The sequence below is a fragment of the Paenibacillus sp. J22R98 genome (assembly GCF_059383835.1).
In genome coordinates, this window is the sequence record NZ_JBXENW010000004.1 from 60428 (window position 1) to 79484 (window position 19057).

Sequence of the window (19057 nt, forward strand, 5' to 3'; positions counted from 1 at the left end):
TCTTCTTCGTATTATTTATTCGGCTTCTCGACCATTGCCTCGATAACCGCAGCGGTCCGCTCCATGATGGAGACGGATACCGATTCTTTCTTACTGATCTGATGCTCTTCCCACTGCTGCGGCTGCTCGGCTATGCGCTGAAACACGCCGGTAGACATGAGAACCAGCATGATGCATACCGCGATCAAATAGTGAATCATCGTTTGTTTGCGGCTGCTTCGTTTGACCGGACTCCGGCGCACGATGTCCACCTTCGGAGGAGGAATCCGGTCCTGCTCCATCTCGGCAATAGCCACCATAATGCGTTCCGTAATGGTTTCCGCTGCATCGCTATCCAGTGACTCAACCTCATCTACGCCGATCAGCAGCTCCATATATCGTTCTAGGCAGCTGCTGCAGACGGCCAGATGCTCCTCGGCTTCCAATCGTTCCTCTGCAAGCAGCTTATCCTCTGCATACCTCCGCCAGTAAGCCTCATCCCGATGCATCATTCCAAATCCTCCTCCTTCCAATGCTTGCGCATCCATTGTCTAGCCCTATACAGCTTAGACTCCACGCTTTTCACTTGCAGCTGCTCGTGCTCGGCGATTTCCTTGTACGGTCTATCCTCCAAGAAGTAAGACCTCACCACGCGCCGGTACCCTACCGGAAGCGTACTGACCATCGCGCGAACACGCCTTTTACGTTCTCGCTTCAGCGCCTCGAATTCCGCAGGCGGTGCATGCCCCGCCGCAGCCTCTACAGAAGAGCTTACTCCATGCTGAGCAGATGAAGCATTCCCCTTCGGTCTACTCGGAGTCGCAAGCCCCGCTTCCCCTTGCGATATGGCCTCTTGGCCGGCGCGCTGCAGCAGCGCCTCTTTGCGGGTGTTGCGTCTTCGGCAATCAATCGCGAGATTAACCGCTATTCGTGCGGACCAAGCTTTAAAGCCGTCACCTCGATAGTCGGGGAGGGAGAGATAGATCCGCACGAACGTCTCCTGCAGCGTATCCTCCGCATCGCGCCGATCGCGCACCACGCTCCAAATCAGCCGATACAGCTCATCCCGATACCTTGCGACCAGCTCCGTGTAAGCCTCGCGATTTCCATTTTGAATTTGTGTTATCAGCGCCTCGTCTCGAATCTCTCTCCCTCCTCTCTCTTTACTAGACGTTCCTGCTTTCGCTTACCCCTGCACTTCTTACTAAAATAACAGTAAACATCACAAAGAGCACTGCTTTTTCAGCGCCGCTGAATATAGCAATGCTCTCTCTTTTCATTTTACATCCCGGTTCAAGCTTATTTCTCGGCAAATGGAAAAAGCAGCTTCTGGTTTTCTTTCGAGTACATCGTCCGTTTCGTCACGACTTCGGACCCCGTATCGATTCGCTCGCTAATCTTCTCGTTCCGTATCGCTTGCACGGCTGTCTTGATGCCTAGGTAGCCCATATTGTAAGGCTTCTGTACGACGATTGCGCTCAGTATGCCGTCTTCGAGCATTGACACTTCATCCATGGAGCTGTCAAAGCCGACCATCGCTATGCGGCCGCCCATGCCAAGGTCGATCACGCCTTTTGCGGCGCCGACCGTGGACTGCTCATTCAACCCGATAATGGCACTCACATCCGGCTCCCTCTCCAGCAATTGCTTCACGAGCATGCGCGCTGTCTCTTCTGAGGCATTGCAGTACAAGGTATCGAGCACATGCAGGTCATCCCTTGCTGCGAGGCTCTTCCTCACGCCTTGCTCCCGCTCGATAGCCGTCGCGGATCCATGGACGAAGGAGACAATGGCCACTTTAGCTTGCGGTTTAAGCTCTTTCAGTGCAGCGTCCCCCGCCTTCTTGCCGGCCTCGATATTATCCGTCGCAATGAAGCTCGATGAGATGCCGCCTTTCAAACCGGAGTCGATCGTAATCAGCTTAATACCGGCTTTCTTGATTTGTTCGGCAACCGGCACGACTCGGCTGAAATCCGTAGCAGCGAGAATAATCGCATCCGGCTTATGCCCAATGGCATCCTGCAGAATTCGTATTTGTTCCTCGACGTCCCGCTCGGCAGCAGGTCCTGTCATTGTAACATCAACTCCGTATTCCTCAGCCGAAGTCGCCATACCTTGCTGCACAACCCGCCAGAATTCTACCTTTGGGTCAATCGTTTTGGAAACAAATACGATTTGCAGACGCCCCTGATCAAGCCGGGAGGTTATAAATTGAAAGCCGGCGGCAATAAGTGCACCGACAATAAGCGTGAGCAGCAACCAGCCCGTTATTTTTTTCGGCATCCTTATTCCTCCTCCGGCAATGCGGGTATACGCAAGATCGCGGTCGTCCCTTCGTCCGGCTCGCTTTCGAATGTCAATCCATAGCTCTCGCCAAAATACAGTCGAACACGCTCGTGAATATTCCTTGCCCCTACCCCTGAGCTGAGCGAGGATGCATGCTGATCCACCAGCAGCTTGGCCGCCTTATCCGGATGCATGCCGATACCGTCGTCCTCGACCCGAATCTCGACCACATCGCCTTCTCTCGAACCGGTAATCCGAATGTGCCCCTTCTCCGGCTTGTTCTTCATCCCGTGGTAGATGGCATTCTCTACGAGCGGCTGCAGGACGATTTTCAAAATCATGCAGCCCGCCAGCTCTTGATCGACTTCGATGCTGTAGGTGAATTTGTCTTTATAGCGAATCGTCTGGATCGTCAAATAGTTGTTGATATGCTCCAGCTCGACGGATAGCGGAATCAACTCCTCGCCCTTGCTTATGCTGGACCGAAGCAGCTTCGCGAGCGCCGAGGTCATCTTTACGACATCCTTCTGCTTGCCGGATTCCGCCATCCAAATGATCGAATCAAGCGTGTTGTACAGAAAATGCGGATTAATCTGAGCCTGAAGTGCCTTCAGCTCGCTAATCCGCTTCATTTCCTGCTCCTGCACAACCTGCCCCATCAGCCCCTTCATTCGCGCAATCATGAGGTTAAACGTCTTGGAGAGCTTCCCGATCTCGTTCGAGGTACTAATCTCAATCCGAATATCCAGATCGCCCTTCTCTACCTTCTTCATATGGGCTTCAAGCTTCTTCAGGGGCTTCGTCAGCTGAAAGGAAAGCAGCACCGAGATCGCCAGTGCAATCATAAGGAAGAGTGCACTCCACAGCGCAGCGGATAATTGAATTTCTCCCTTGTTGTCGACCAGCTCCTCCGGATAGGTGACGCCAACGATTTTCCAGCCAAAGTCGGTTGTGCGCAGCGTATAGATTTTTTTCTCGCCGCCCTGTGCCGTACGAATCGTCTGGTCCTTTGACTGCAGAATCGTCGGGATATTTTCGGATTTCAGGCCGGTATACACGATTTGCTGCTGCGGGTGGTAGACGTAATCGCCTTCCGGATCGACGATAAAGACATACCCCGTCTTGCCGAGCGCAATTTGGCGGCATAAATCATCGATCAAATTATAGTTCAAGTCCACGAGCAGCACGCCTCCGCCCTCATCTCCGGGCAGCTCGCGGCTGATCGATACCACCCACCGGTACTGATTCCGGAAGGTATGCTCCACATGCGAGGAGGAGATGATGATTTGTCCCGGCTTCGCCTTGGCCTTCTGATAGAAATCCTGATTGATCAGGTCTGCGTATGGCTTCAGCTCCGTATCCGTACGATTGGAGACGGCCGCTCCGTTCGAGCCCACGAAAATAATCGACGCCATGTCGCTGCGCGATTGCATAATGCTTTCAAAAAATTGACTGAGCTGCCCGGACAGCCGCTGCCCTTCCGGACCTCCCGGATCAGACAGTTTGGCAAGCTGCTGCAAGTCGCTGTTATACAGCGCCAAGGCTGAAATACTGCTCATATTGTCGATATAGGTTTGGATATTGCCATTCACCTGTTCGATCAGCTGTGTCGTATAGTCGAGTGAATTATCGGTAACGGCATCCCTCGATAATCGGTAGGCGTTGTAGCTCAGCACTAGCGTCATACACACAATCAATCCGCAGAACGCGAGGGAAATACTCGTATGAATGCTTTTGAACCGGAACCGGAATGCGGGCCAATTGTTCATGAAGAGGTCTGTCCTTCTTTCTGCTGCCTGAATTCCTTCGGCGATACGCCCGTGTTTCGCTTGAAAATAACGCTGAAATATTGCGGATCCTCATACCCGACCTTGGCTGCAATCTCATACGACTTCAGCTTTGTTGCCGCAAGCAGCTCCTTTGCCTTCTCCATCCGAGTCCGGGTTACATATTCGACGAATGTGTCCCCTGTATGCTGTTTGAACAAGGAGCTGAAGTAGCTGCTGCTCAAGTATACATAGGCGCATACCTGCTGCAGCGATAAATTCTCATCCGCATAATGCTCCTGAATGTACCGTTCCGCCATTTCAATTTGCGACTTATTGACGGTCTTGCGTTTCTCTTCGACATATTGAATGACGGTCACGCACATCTCGAGCAGCCACTGCCTGGCTTCATCCAGCGTCTTCAACTGGGAAATATGCGCAAACTGATCGCGGCCGAGCAGCTCCGTTTCGTCGAATCCCGCTTCCGCTATGAAACTCATCAAGGCGGCCAGCATCGCATGAATCGACACGTAGCACCGGTCAATGGGAGAAGGCAGACTTTTCAAATCGGCAATCCATTCGTCCAGCACGCGTTTGATGAGATGAGCTTCACCGGTCTTAACGGCCGACAACAGCTTCTTCTCCCATTCCTTATAACCGATACGCTCATAGCCGCTCCCGAATTCAAGGTCATTAATGGAGATTAAACTGCCTGTTCCTTGAAGAAACCGATAATCAAAGGCTGAAAGCGCTTCCCGAAAAGATAAATAGGTATCCTGCAAATGAGTGAACTTTCTCCCCATCCCGATTGTTACGGTCAGCTTCAGAAACGTACCTACGCTCTGACGCACATAATCGGCCAGTTTCTGCGCCTTCTCCTCGATTTCCTCCGGCAGGCCTGACAGCAAAACAGCCGTCTTCTCATCCCGTACTCGAAATACGATGCCCGGCTGCTCCTGCTCGAAGATCTCCTGCATCATATTATAAAACGCGAATCGAAGCAGCTCGAGATCGACATTCGACTTATGCCCGCCACCGACACCGCTCCCGCTGCCTGCCGTCTCATCCAAATCGCCAATAAGCGCGATATAGGCTGGCCCCGGTGCACATAAGCCATAATCGCTCAGCTTCCTGCCAATCTCCTCCGGAGGCAGCGGCATCGTGCTCCACTTCTCCATGAACCGTTCTCGCAGCAGTGGCAGGCTTTCACGCAGCTGAACGCGCAGCTTGCTTAAATCCTCCCGCTCCGCCCGCTCTCGATCAAGCTCTGACCGCAGCTTCAGCAGATACTCGGTAAATTCCTCCAAATTAATCGGCTTGAGCAAGTAGTCGTTTACTTTCAGGCGAATGGCCTGCTTCGCATAATCGAAATGCTCATAGCCGGTCACAATACTAACTTTGATATGACGGTACTTCTCCAGCACGCATTCGGTCAGCTTTAATCCGTCCATAAAAGGCATGCATATATCCGTAATCATCGCATCGGGCTGCGTTCGGCTCATAAATTCGAGCGCATCGCGTCCATTCTCGAAGTCACCGATCAGTTGAAAGCCGCAAGCCGCCCAATCGGTCATTCGAATCATCGCTTCTCTGACTTCGCTCTCATCGTCTACGATAATAATCGTATACATCGCCCGGTCGCCTCCTGCTTTTGCATTGTTTCCTCTGCCTATCATCCAATTATACTAATCCTTTCCATATAGAAAAAGGCTGTTCGCAAAGAACAGCCTCGATTTCTCGCTCGCGCATGGAATCAGTCGTATAGCAACGGCTTGATTTCGTCGGAGTCGATATTTGTTTTGTCGTACCAGTGAAAGCCGGTGTCGATCGATTTCTCTACCTTTTCGCCTTTGATGGCTTGAACGGCCGCTTTCACGGACCAATAGCCGATGCCAATCGGATCTTGCGTAATTGCTCCCGCCATTTTGCCGCTGCGGATCGCATCGGTTTGCTGCTTACCGGAGTCATAGCCAATGACGACCAGCTTGCCATCCTTCTTCATTTCCGTTACGGCGTTCACGACGCCGATCGCTGCGCCTTCATTGGAGCCGAAGATCCCTTTCAGATCCGGATGCGCCTGCATAATCGCTTTCGCCAGGTCAGTCGCTTTGAGCGGGTCCCCGGAGTATTGGATGTCGACGATTTTGATATCCGGGTACTTTTCCTCAATGCGATTCTTGAAGCCATCTCTGCGATCAACGCCCGTGCGGCTCGTTTGATCGTGCACGACCATTGCAACTTCGCCTTTGCCACCGATCAGCTCCGCCATCTTGTCAGCTGCAAGCGCTGCTGCCGCCACGTTGTTCGTAGCTGCGGTTGTAACCGGAATGTCGCTGTCTACGCCGGAGTCGAAGCCGATGATCGGAATGTTTTGCGATTTCGCCTTCTCCAGCAGCGAGGTTGCCGCCTTGCTGTCCAGTGCGGCGAACGCAATGGCTGCCGGCTTCTTGTCGAGCGCCGCCTGCAGCATCTCGATCTGCTTGTCGACCTGCTGCTCGGTTTCAGGACCTTCGAATGTAATGCGGACGTTAAATTCGGTAGCAGCCTTCTCAGCGCCTTGCTTAACCGCTTGCCAGAACTGATGCTGGAACCCTTTTGAAATAATCGGGATATAAATGTCTTTGCCGCTCGCGTCGCCGTTCCCGCTTGCTTCGGCTGTATTCGAGTTACCGGAGGAAGCATTATCCTTGTTATTGTTGGAGCTGCATCCCGTAAGCAGGGTGCTAAGTACCATAACCAATGCCACAATCGTCACTAACGCGCTTCTTCTTATGTTCGTTTTCACTTGTATAACCCCTTTACAAATGTATTGTATGACACTCCTTCGTCCACTGCCGCGGGAAATCCACGTCCACGTGCAAGGAGGGGATACCAACGCTAAGCCTTCCTGCTACCCTTTTCTTCTGCGCAATATATCCCCGTACACCGCGAGCAGGATGACGAAGCCTACGACGACCGTCTGCCACTCCTGCGGGACGGATAAAATACGGAGCCCGTTCGTCAGGACGCTCATAATTAAAGCCCCGATCACCGTGCCTATAATCGTTCCTTTTCCTCCGCTTAAGGAAGTACCGCCGATAACCACAGCTGCGATGGCTTCCAGCTCATACCCCATGCCAAGCGCGGGCTGTGCTGAATTGAGCCGCGAGGCCATAATAACGCCTGCCAGACCGCTGAACAGACCCGCAATTCCATAGATGACGATTTTCCAGTAGTTGACGTTTACACCCGACAGCCGCGTTGCTTCCTCGTTGCTGCCAAGCGCGAAGTTATAACGGCCGACAATGGTCTTGGACAAGACGATTCCGGCAAGGATGGCGCCTCCGAAGAAAATGAGCACTGCATTGGGAATATCGAAGCCCGGAATGATGGCACCCGTTATGGAGCCCATTGCAATTTGGTTAAACAGCGGCGAGTCGTTAAAATAAATCGGCTTCGTGCCGGAGATCACGAGCGCCAATCCTTTGGCAATCATCATCATTGCGAGCGTGGCGATAAACGGCGGGATCTTCATTCGCGCGATGGTAACCCCGCTTGCTAACCCGCAAAGCGAGCCAACCGCAATGCCGCCGATGATGCCGATTGGCAGCGGCAGCCCCCAGTTCGTAATGAACACGCCGGTCATGACTGCCGACAGCGTCATGACCGTTCCGACGGACAAATCGATCCCGCCTGTAATAATGACAAGCGTGGAGCCGAGCGCCAGAATACCGGTTACGGCCGTCGCCAGCAGGATGCCTACGATATTATCGAACCGGAAGAAGTTACCGGAGGCCGCCGAGAAGGTGACGACCAATACAATCAAACTTGCAAATGCCAGCATCTTTTGCGCGGCACCCAATGAGACTTTGCTCGCCGGTACCGCCCCATCGGATAATTTCATATTCTGCAACCTCCCGGAAGGAATAACTTGCTTCACATCGTCAGCTTGCTCTCTGGCGCTGTTCATCGCTGCACCACCTGACTTGCGCGCATCGTCGCATACCGCATAATGTCTTCCTGCGTAGCTGTGCTGCCTCGCAGTTCGCCGGTGACTTTCCCTTCGCACATGACGATGATGCGATGGCTTAATCGCAAGATCTCCGGCAGCTCAGAGGAGATCATAATGATGGACTTCCCCTCGCTTGCCAGCTGCTCGAGCAGCTTATAGATCTCGCTCTTCGCGCCTACGTCGATCCCGCGCGTCGGTTCGTCAAAGATCAAAATATCGCAGTTCCGATCGAGCCATTTGCCGATGACGACCTTCTGCTGGTTGCCGCCCGAGAGCAGTTTCACCGGCTGATGAATGGAAGGTGTCTTCACCTTCAACTGCCCAACGTAATAGTCGCTTGTTTCGGAAATCTTCGTATCATCCATCCAGCCGACCCGCCGCCGGTATTTGTCGTAAGCGGCAATCGCGATATTTGTTTTGACATCCATGTCGACCATCAGCCCGAATCGTTTACGATCCTCTGACAGATAGCCGATACCGTGCCGGACAGCATCATGCGGGCTATTGACCGAAGCTTTGGACCCTTGGATGATAATCTCGCCGCTATCGAGCCGATCCGCCCCGAATATGGCTCTCATGACTTCCGTGCGTCCCGCGCCCATTAGTCCGGCAAAGCCGAGTATTTCACCCTTTCGGAGCTGGAAGTGAACGTCCTGAAAATCAGGATCTCTCGTTAATCCGCGCGCTTCGAGCACGATTTCACTGCTCTGCCGTACCGCTGACGGTTTAGCGGTATTCGTCAGCTGACGGCCCACCATCATCGCAATAATATCCTCGATCGTCGTTCCTGCGGTCGGCACCGTATCGATATAGCAGCCGTCCCGCATGACTGTAATGCGCTGTGTAATCCGCTTCAGCTCCTCCATCCGATGCGAAATATAGACGATGCCCACGCCCTGCTGCTTCAGCCGATCGATGATTCGAAACAGCTCATCGATTTCCGCATTGGTTAACGCGGCTGTCGGCTCATCCATAATGAGCACCTCGGAGCGATAAGACAGCGCTTTGGCGATTTCGACCATCTGCTGCTTCGCGACCGTCAGCTCGGATACCTTCGTCAGCGGATCGATGTGCACATTCATGCTGACGAGCAGCTGCTGTGCATCCTGATTTAATTTCTTCTCATCGAGAAACAGACTAAAGCGCTTCCTGGGCTCACGTCCGATAAAAATATTCTGGGCCACCGTCAATTCGGGCATCAACTGCAGCTCCTGATGAATGATGCCGATGCCAAGCTCCTGGGCCGCTTTCGTGCCGGCAATCTCGAGCTCCTGCCCTTTATACCGGATGCTGCCGCCATCCTTCTGATACACGCCCGTCAATATTTTCATGAGCGTTGATTTGCCTGCTCCGTTCTCCCCAACAAGCGCATGCACCTCACCGGGAAGCAGCTCGAACCTGCACTGATTGAGCGCGTGTACGCCGGGGAAACTTTTCTCTATGCCTTCCATGCGAACCAGCGGTGTCCCCATTCGCCTATCCCCCTTCAGGCTGTCTTCAAGCCGCATTATTGTAAGCGTTCTCTTTTTGTTCTACAATTTGTATTGTAAGAAATCAGCCGACCCGCGAGAATAGAAAAATCGACGCAAAAAAGTTGAAAAATATATGACCGTCCGGAAATGGGCATAAAAAAAAGCTCCTGCATTAAGCAGAAGCTTCTCTCGTTTTTATGTATGCGTTACAACGTGACCCAGCCGTATTTTATTGCACTGATAACGGCCTGAGTCCGATCGTCCACTTCCATCTTTTGCAATATGCTGCTGACATGGTTTTTGACCGTTTTCTCACTGATAAACAAAAACTCGCCGATCATCTTGTTGCTCTTGCCTTCCGCCATCAGACGAAGCACCTCAGCCTCACGGCGTGTCAACGGGTTGTTCTCGCTTGGAATGAACTTCACGCCGGCTTCACGTGTCGCTGCCGCTCCGGAGGTTGCACCGATTTCATCGAGGTAGGTCATGCGGCGAAGCTGGTTAATCAGTTTGCCTGTTACCTTCGGGTGTATGTATGCATATCCGTTTACGACGGAACGAATCGCGTTCGCAAGTGCTTCCGCCTCCATATCCTTCAGCAGATAACCGCATGCACCTTTGCGCAGCGTTTCAAATACGTAACTCTCATCATCATGAATCGATAGAATAATAACTTTAACCTCCGGGAAAATATCGCGCAGACGCTCTGTCGCAACGACCCCGTTCTCGATCGGCATATTAATATCCATTAGGACGACTTCCGGCTTATTCTGGTTGCAGAATTCCAGTACTTGGATGCCATCGTTACATTCGCCGATTACTTCCAAATCATCTTCCATATTGAGAATCCGCTTCAGACCTTCACGGAATAACTGATGATCGTCGGCAATCAATACTTTAATTTTGCGTTTAACGCTTACATTCCTTGCTTCCATCGTTATTTTACTCCTTTCTCTGTTCCCCGTTAATAGGTATATGAATAGTTACTTTCGTGCCGTGGTCGATCGCGGATTCGATCTCCATCCTTCCATCTAGCAGCTCCACGCGTTCACGCATCCCGATCAGCCCAAAATGGACGCTGTTTTTTGCACGAGATTCGATTTGATCCACATGGAAGCCGACACCGTTATCTTTGACGACAATTTTAACCATTTGAGCTTGGTAAGTTATCTCGAGAATGACAAAGGTAGGATTGGCATGTTTGAATGCATTGCTGAACGCTTCTTGAACCATCCGGTAAATCCCGGCTTCCATCGCGGATGGCAGCCGGATTTCTTTACCGATCGTTTCGAACATCGTCCGAATTTTGCTTTTCTCTTCATAATCCTGAATATATTTACGCAGTGTAGGTACAAGTCCTAAATCATCCAAGGCCATAGGTCTTAGGTTGAAAATGATTTTGCGAATTTCCTCGATACCGGAACGCACCTGACTCTTCAAATCTATTAATTCTTCCTGAACGATTTGAAATTCCTGCTTCACAAGCATTCTTTCCGCAATTTCCGTCCTTAGCACTATATTCGCCAAAGATTGCGCCGGTCCGTCATGAATTTCTCTGGCGATCCGTTTACGCTCTTCTTCTTGGGCCAATATAATTTTGAGACCGATCTGCTGCCTGTTCTTCGCCGACTCCAAAATGCGGGTCACTTGGTTCAAATCACCCGAGAGATATTCCAGAACAACATTGATCTGCGATGCTATCGACTCTGCGCGTTCAATTGATTTCTCAACGTTGCGCACACGTTTCTGCAAATCATCCCTGCGGGCTTTCAAATACGTTTCTTTCTCACGGAACACCATGAGCTCTAGCTGCAACTGTGTCGCTTTCTCATAAGCCGCCTTTATATCCTCTTCTTTATAGCGGACAAAGTCGCGGCTTACCTCCGTCAAACGGATACGCGCTCTGCGATAATCCAGCTCTAGCTTATCTACCTTGTCGATAATAGCCGCAGCTTCAGCAAGTACTTGGTTCAATTCCTGACCGAGAGAGAACATTTCCTTGCGCGCTGACTCGCAAATTTCAAAAATTTGATATTTGCTGTCCTCCATCACTGAGACCGCGTTCTTGATCACGCGATCGATGTCGTTTATGCGATAATCCAAGATGTCTCGGCCCACTTTCTTCAAGTTATACTAAAACTATCATATCACATAACCGTTAGTAGGCGACCATCTCATTCAACGGTAATCGTACCCAATTTACCGTCCCAATTTACGTGTAGGCCCAATTGCTCAGACACGAGTCTAATCGGGACTAATGTACGACCGCTTCTCGTAATTGGAGCTACTTCAGACTGTTTCCGGACGCCGGTTAATAGGAAATCACTTCTTCCTACCCACATTTCCAGCAGCTTATCGCCGCGAAGTACAGACACGCGTTTAAGCGCGGCTTCCCAACCGATTTGTGCGCCCATAGCCTCTGTTACAAAGCGGAGCGGCAAATACGTCGTACCGTTCAGTAGAAGCGGTGCTACGTCCATCTTATAGGGCTGACTGTCGACCTTAGCCGATTTAGAACCAACCTTGAGTTCGATCTTCACATGTTTGGGTTCTGCAATTACCGCCGGATACTGGAACGCCAGGTTATCCATAGCCAATGTTCCTGCAAGCGCACGCTCATCCTGACCATCCTCAAGGGAGGCCACATAGAGTCGTTTCAATGTGACTGGATACGCCATTTGGTCAGCAGGCAAATTGACTTTGATCTGCTTCCAGCCGATCCAGTCTACCTGTTTGGCAAGGGTCACCAAGTGTGCTGCGCCTTTGCTATCAATAAACTCAGCTCGCACCCAGTTCAAGCTTCCATCGCCCATGACATCTACCGTCATCGCCGAAGGGTTGCCTTCTACTTTGCGTCCGGTACCGTTTAGCACGGCGTATGCCGCCTTAGTACCGCTGCCCCCGGTAAAATCATACTGCAATTGCAGGACGTTCGTTGTATTGTCGCCCGGTAGTCCCGAGACAACTGTAGAAGTTCCCACTACACCATTCGTACCTTGGAACGAAATTGGGTAGGTCTGCCCTTCAAAATCATCAAATTTTTTGTCGGTTCCTGCAACAAGCGCCGTCATCGCGGAGAACCCGTCATAACGGGCGATCAAATAGCCTACGGATGCGGACGGATTTACCGTTCCGATGGTCAATGTGTTCCCGCTCCATGCGCCCGTAAAGCCGCGCAGCTCCCACTTCACCGAGGACGCCGGCACTGTCAGCTGGCGGCCATCGTTCAAGGTTACATGCACCGGTGCGGTCAGCGATTTCCCACTCTCTAGTACTAGTGAACTTGCATCCACAGTCATAGAAGCGATCGATTCGCCGCCGATGACTTCAATATCCAGCTTATCGCTGATATCCCCGGATTTGACGCTAATGGATGTCTTCCCTACTTTAGTCGCTGTAAACGTATTACCGTTAAAGGTGCCCAGCGCATCAGCACTCTTCCACACCGGAGTTAACGACCCGGGATCTACTGGATTGTAGTAGGTGTCATAGGCTTTCATCGAATAGGCCGCTTGCTGCCCGAGGAACAGTACGCTGCTGCCGCTTGCTTTAATCCCTTTCAACTGGCCTTGCGGAGCCGTTGAGAACACGCCAAGGCCATTTGCAACCTGGCGCTGCGTATCGCCATATTCCGTTGGGAATGCCAATTGTGTGCTTGTATCGCCGAGCGGTCGCGCGATCATGGTCGTGGAACCGCCGCCATCGAGGTTAACGCCGCGCCACACGGATAACTGCACCATGAGCTGCTGCAGCTCCGGCAAGGTTACGCCTTGGCTGCTGCCGCTGTCTTCGACCGTAATAAGCATGACCTTCGTCCCGTCTTTGGAATAGCCGACTGCGGTACGTGCACGGTCCGTGTTTGGACTGATGCTGCTTGGGTTTCTTGTATAGGTCGCCGCTGCGCCATTATCCACAAGAATGGTGTGACCGCCAATCAGCATTTGCAGCGAATTCGGGTCAATCTTCTGTCCCGTAGATTGGGCAATTAAATTGTAGGATGCGGTTACCGGCTGTCCGACTTGAAGATGCTCCCGCGCATATTGTGCTGCCTTACCATGCGTCCGAAGAATATAGCCGTCCGCTGGGATTGTGTTGCCCGGAATCATGCCATTATCGACGAATTGCGTGACGATGCCATTCTGTACAAGCACCTCTGTCGGGGTTGTCGAGCTGTCCGTGACATCCGGACGCGACTGCGTCCAAGCGCTAGTGTAGATATACATCGCATTAGCATGACTGAATGCATTGTCCGGTTCCGTACGGTAAGCTGCCTTATTAATACCGGACAGCGTGAACGTCGAGCCATCGCCTGCCGTTACGCTTCCTTCGAATCCATAGGAATCAATAATTGGTTTCCGATCTGCCGTCACGGCAAAAGCATACATGCCCGTCAGCTTCGAGGGACTGACAGACAGCACCCCTCCGTTAACTTGCGCGCCGATTGGGCTCCCTTTGCCATTAGCTGTATTAAAATAATCGCCGTTAATGCCGGCAACCGCGCCTGTCTTGCTCACCATGTTGCCAACGGAGCTCACGCTGGATACCGAACCGGGTTTACCGTTCATTACATCGAGCTTAACGTAGGGGTTAGTCAGATCGATCTCGATAACATGCACTCGGGATATTACTGCCCCTGCCCCCGGCTTGCTTGTCCAATTATAGTCGACGCGCTTGGCGCCGGAAGTAATCATCTCTTCTGACATACGAACGAGTTGCTGTTGTTGTTGTTGAGTCACTTGTGTAGTTGTCGTTTGGGGTACGGCCTCTGTCTCGCTTGCTGCTGCGGCAGTGGATGACCATGCTATTGTGGAAATCGGCTGAACGAGCAGCGCTGCGCCCAGCGTCAGTGTAAGCAGTTGTTTGCCGGCCTGTGCGGTCTTCTTCTTCTCTACTAGTTTGCGCATTACTCTTGCAACTCTCCCATCACAAAAATGTCCTATGATGGTTAGACTATGAAACTAGTAGAAAAGTTACGTGTGATAGAAGACTCCTATCAACATCATTCGACCGACAAAAAAAAGCTATCCGCGTCGATTCGACAGGATAGCTCTTTTTCTCTTAAATATCGATAAACTCCAAGTAGCTTAGCAACCGCTTCAGCATGACTGCAGCCTCTGCTCTTGTCGCTTTATTTTTGGCACCAAAGGTAGTGGTCGTCAATCCGCTAATGATGCCGGAATCGACTGCTTTAGCGATGTCGGTTTGCGCCCATGTACCGATTTTGCCGCGGTCCGTATACTTCTTCAGCAAGTTCGCGGTCGTTTGCTTCGGTACGATTGAAACACCGGCCGCGCTTGCTGCACGTACCATCATGGATGCCATCTCTTCGCGGGTAATCGGATTGTTTGGCTTGAATGAACCGTCTGCCATCCCATTCACGATTCCGGCCGCACATGCCGCCCCAATATATGCAGCCAGTGCCGTAGAGGTATTCACGTCTTTGAATTTACCGGCTGCCGTACGGTCGCCGGCAAGGCCAAGCCCTTTGGCGATGAACATCGCAAACTCACCACGCGTAATAGCTTTCTTCGGCGCGAAGGTTGTGAGCGTGTTGCCCTCGACAATATATTTCTTTGCTAGCAGCAGAATATCTCCACGTGCCCAATGATTGCTTAGATCCGTATACCCAGCGGCACCCTGCACAATTGCATAGACACTGTTACCTTTACGTTTAAACGTAATAACCGTCTGTCCACTCTCGCGGGTAACATGCGTAGGTACATAAGCAAGCTTACCTGTTTGCGGATCCAGCCATACGGCAGATACGGCTTTGCCATCTAAGACTGCCCCCGTAGTGACGGACCTGGTTACATAGTTACTCAACGTATCCACATTCTTCGTTTGACCATTGCTTGAAACGGACATCTCGAAGCTGATTGGATTGATGAGGATTTGTGCATTAGATCCATTCAGCTGCGAGGTAAGAGACGAACCTAATGTTCCTGCGTTCGTATCTATGGACACATTCAACTGGCCTACTGCGCTTGCTGCATTCATCATTTGTCCGAGCTGTGCGTAATTCAGCGCGCTGAGCGGGAATTCATAGGTTACATTCTTGTACACGATCGCGAAGGATGCATTGGACGTCGCTTTCTTCGTGTCTTCCAATGTGCCAAGCGGCAGCGCCACTATAGCAGCCTTCTCAGAGTCCGGCACGGTGAAGACCACTCGCGGCAACGTACCGCCGGCTTTCCTTACCGCATTATAGGCTTGTGCCACCTTCTCCGAAGACAGCATAAACTTGTTCACTGCATTTCCTGCAGGGGATACGGCCGACGACGTCGTTGCACTGGCAACTTTGATTTCCAAGCCGCCGCCTGCCGCAGACTTGAAGTCACCGCTAGTCGCATCATCCCAAGTTGTCTGATTCGCCACATTCGAGTCCGTAAACGAAGCTGCGATCGCACCGGATGTGGAACGGATTGAAGTTCCCGCATTGCTGTAGCTCGCCTTGACCGCGTCGCCTACACTAATTGGCGTGTACAGGGAAAGTACGACAGCTGACCCTTTGATGGCTGCAGATGAGACCGGACGCGACACATTATTCACTTTCACACTAAACTGCGATGTTGAAGGCAAGTAGGACGTATTCAGGGCACTAGAGAATGTGAGTGTGACTTCACTGCCTTTTCCCACAATACCATTGAGAGGAAGCGTTGTCGTTCCTCCCACATTCGCCTGCATGCCGCTAAACACCTGTGCCGGGATTCCTCCGAGATCCGTAATTGCCGGTGTCCCGCCTAGGTAAGAGACCATGATGACATCGCTGGCAATCGTTGAGACTGGAAGACTCAATATGACTTGCGTCCCGTTTACTGTCACATAGGAGACCGTTCTTAGCGTTCCGTTCACCGTCACGTAGAACGATGAAGCGCTCGGAACCAGTGCCCCGTTAAGTGCCTCGTCATAGTTCAACGTAACGGTATAGCCTGACGAGGATACGGATTGCAGCAATGGAGCTTTCGAGTCTTGTCCATTCTGGATATAGAAGCCGCTAAAGGAAACAAGCGCATTGTTCGATAAATCGCGCAGCGGATAAGAGCCTGCGGAATAGGACAATGTAACCGACTGTCCTGTCGAAGCCGAATTGCCACTGAAATTCAGAAAAATCGTATTTCCGCTTCCGCTTATTTGCGACACTGTCCTGTACGCGCCATCAATCAGTACTGTGAATTGCGAATATGCATACTGATTGATAGCCGCGATTTCTTCACTCATCGTCAAAATGATCAAGTTCCCCGAAATAGTACCGCTCACTTGCCTTGGCGCTACGGAATCCGGCACGTTCGAAACAGCCAGATTCGAGAAATTGGCAGCAGCGGCTCCCGTCAAATCTTTAATCGGTTTGGAGCCGGCCGAGTAGGATACTCGAATTACTTGTCCATAGGATGCCGCACTCTGCAGCGTGAGCGTCACGACTTGACCGCTTATTTGTACAGCAGTCACTGCCCGCCCCGCACCATTCACGGTCACATAGAAATTAGCGGGGACCGGTATCGAATCTGTGCTGGTGCTTAGATTCTCGTTGAAGGTGATAGCTATCTTGGTGTTGCCTACCAGATCAGCTTTAGTAACAGCCGGAGCGCCTGCTGCTCCTGATGATGTTTTGAAGGTCCACTGATATTGATTGAGAATACCGTCAAAAGGATTACCCGCCAAGTCGGTTACGACACCGGCTGCCATTTCGACATAATAATCCGTATTCGGCAACATCGCGCTTGTAGTAGTAATTAGAAGATTTCGATTGTTATTCGGGTCAATCGCATACGTTGTTGCAATCGAGTTCCCTAAGCTGTTTGAAATAGGTCTGATTAGAATAGTAGGCGAATCAGCACCAAGTAGAATCGGTTCGCTGAACAAGGCCTCTAGCTTCATGCCAAGCACAGGAACATCAAGCGCCGTATTAGCAGGCGTTTGTGTCACGATTGTAGGTGTCACATTATCTTGGGTAACCGTGAAACGCCACGCATTCGGACCCGATAAGCCTGCAAAATAGTTTCCTTTCGCATCCGAGAACGCTTGTCCGCCGATTTCCACATAATAGCTTTGGTTGTTCACATAGGTTTTACTGGTATCCGTGACGATGATTTTAGTAGATCCTCCGCCACTAACTTTATAGGAAGTAACCGGAATAGTCGCGAACACGGCACCGGATGGCGAAGTGCGAATCGTGATGTTCCCCGTTCCCGGATAAACCGGTTCACTGAAGTTCAGCTCTAAATTAATAGACGTTGTCGATTGCGCATTGAGAGGCTTCCGGTCAGGCAGCATTGTAGGAGGCGTTGTATCATTGCCCGGATCCGTGTAGAAATTCCAGGAGGTCGCGTCCTGCAGCCCTTGATACTGCTTGGATGAATCTGATGCATCCACGAAAGCTCCCGCATCTATGAGGATATAGAAGCCTGTATTGGCCGCCAAGTCCGCGGGCGGATTAATGATGACCGTTGATCCGGCTCCGCCGGCAACGACCGATACCGCTGAAGAAGTAACATTAATGGTTTGCACCGTGCTGTTATCTGAAATTTTATTGATACTGATCGTGCCGGTATTCACCCTAACCGTACCTGGGAAGGAAAGCGTAAAGTTTGAGGCTACGCTCACGGCAAAAGCATTATCTGCCGGCGATAGAACAGCAGTCCCGATCGGCGGGGCATTAGTTGTAAATCTCCATCTGTTAGCCGCTATTCCGCTGAAGTTGTTTCCAGCAGCATCCTGAAACGCTCCACTCGGTACGATGACCTCATAGGTGCTATTCCCCTGCAAGCTGCTTGGCAAACTCACCACAATGGACTTACTCGCACTTCCGCTCCCTGTTACATTAATCGAGTTTACGCTAATGGTTTGCACATCAGCAGGCTGATTCACATTGGTGACGGTAATATTGCCGCTAGCTGCATATACAGGTTCAGTAAATACCATCGTCAATGAGGTACCTACCCCGGCAGTCGTGCCATTAGCCGGCGTTAGTGGATCTACGCTCGGAGCTGTCGATAAGGTCGGAGCTGTCGTGTCGATTGAAGATACGGTTGTGAATACCCAACCTACGGCGCTGTTCAGCCCTGCAAAGTTCGTATTCGCATCGTTCGCGAATGCACCTGCATCTATCGTCACATAGTAGCTCGTATTTAACGCGAAATTCGTGCTCGGGGTTATTGTTACAATATTCCGGCTCGTTCCGCTGCCAATCGACACTTTACTGTCTGTTGCAACCGTATACGATTCGAACAACTGATTATCGAGCTGCCTGCGAATCTGAATCGTAGCCGAGCCTGACCCTTTCTTCACGTTCTCATCGAAAGCCAAAATCAAATTGGTGTTTATCGGTACATTCGCGCTTTGGACCGACGGTGAGAAACTGGAGATGACCGGCCCGCTAGCGGCGGCCGATACCTGCGAAGGCTTGACTGCAATTCCGCCCACGACGAATTGCACCACCAACAGTGCTGCTATTAAGATTGATATCCATCTACGGTTTCGGACCAATATTACCCACTCCCTAATTAAGACACATGTATTATATTTTTCGGTTTGAAGGGGGCTGAAATGAAGATAAAGTTAAAAGT

At 51.3% G+C, this 19057-nt stretch carries 12 protein-coding genes; all 12 read right to left on the minus strand.

Annotation, left to right across the window (positions count from 1 at the left end; translation table 11 throughout):
- Positions 1-11 precede the first annotated feature (11 nt).
- The 12 genes from AC50Y3_RS13710 to AC50Y3_RS13765 all read right to left on the minus strand — a co-directional run bounded on the left by AC50Y3_RS13710 (position 12) and on the right by AC50Y3_RS13765 (position 18977).
- Entirely contained in the window at positions 12-491 is a 480-nt protein-coding gene (locus AC50Y3_RS13710; protein WP_494819298.1) for a hypothetical protein, read from the minus strand.
- On the minus strand, positions 488-1123 hold the full coding sequence (locus AC50Y3_RS13715) for an RNA polymerase sigma factor (RefSeq protein ID WP_494819627.1): 636 nt from the start codon (positions 1121-1123) through the stop codon (positions 488-490). Before AC50Y3_RS13715 ends, AC50Y3_RS13710 begins: the two co-directional genes overlap by 4 nt.
- A 155-nt stretch (positions 1124-1278) precedes the next feature.
- Positions 1279-2262, minus strand: coding sequence for a substrate-binding domain-containing protein (locus AC50Y3_RS13720; RefSeq protein ID WP_494819299.1), 984 nt, complete (start codon positions 2260-2262; stop codon positions 1279-1281).
- A 2-nt stretch (positions 2263-2264) separates the two neighbouring features.
- The gene (locus tag AC50Y3_RS13725) at positions 2265-4034 is read right to left on the minus strand and encodes a cache domain-containing sensor histidine kinase (protein ID WP_494819300.1); all 1770 of its coding nucleotides are present in this window, start codon (positions 4032-4034) and stop codon (positions 2265-2267) included.
- Positions 4031-5662, minus strand: coding sequence for a helix-turn-helix domain-containing protein (locus AC50Y3_RS13730; RefSeq protein WP_494819301.1), 1632 nt, complete (start codon positions 5660-5662; stop codon positions 4031-4033). The genes AC50Y3_RS13725 and AC50Y3_RS13730 overlap by 4 nt, the downstream gene beginning before the upstream one ends.
- A 122-nt stretch (positions 5663-5784) precedes the next feature.
- On the minus strand, positions 5785-6765 hold the full coding sequence (locus tag AC50Y3_RS13735) for an ABC transporter substrate-binding protein (RefSeq protein WP_494819628.1): 981 nt from the start codon (positions 6763-6765) through the stop codon (positions 5785-5787).
- Between the two features lie 156 nt (positions 6766-6921).
- The gene (locus AC50Y3_RS13740) at positions 6922-7914 is read right to left on the minus strand and encodes an ABC transporter permease (protein WP_494819629.1); all 993 of its coding nucleotides are present in this window, start codon (positions 7912-7914) and stop codon (positions 6922-6924) included.
- Between the two features lie 62 nt (positions 7915-7976).
- The gene (locus AC50Y3_RS13745) at positions 7977-9494 is read right to left on the minus strand and encodes a sugar ABC transporter ATP-binding protein (RefSeq protein ID WP_494819302.1); all 1518 of its coding nucleotides are present in this window, start codon (positions 9492-9494) and stop codon (positions 7977-7979) included.
- 206 nt (positions 9495-9700) lie between these two features.
- Positions 9701-10429 carry a response regulator gene (locus tag AC50Y3_RS13750; protein ID WP_494819303.1) on the minus strand — a complete coding sequence of 243 codons (729 nt, stop codon included), beginning with the start codon at positions 10427-10429 and terminating at the stop codon, positions 9701-9703.
- Positions 10430-10436: 7 nt separating this feature from the next.
- Positions 10437-11597 carry a sensor histidine kinase gene (locus AC50Y3_RS13755; RefSeq protein WP_494819304.1) on the minus strand — a complete coding sequence of 387 codons (1161 nt, stop codon included), beginning with the start codon at positions 11595-11597 and terminating at the stop codon, positions 10437-10439.
- Between the two features lie 71 nt (positions 11598-11668).
- Complete coding sequence (locus tag AC50Y3_RS13760) at positions 11669-14398, minus strand: stalk domain-containing protein (protein WP_494819305.1); 2730 nt, start codon at positions 14396-14398, stop codon at positions 11669-11671.
- Positions 14399-14552: 154 nt separating this feature from the next.
- Positions 14553-18977: an Ig-like domain-containing protein gene (locus AC50Y3_RS13765; RefSeq protein WP_494819306.1), complete on the minus strand. Its 4425-nt coding sequence runs from the start codon at positions 18975-18977 to the stop codon at positions 14553-14555.
- Positions 18978-19057 lie beyond the last annotated feature (80 nt).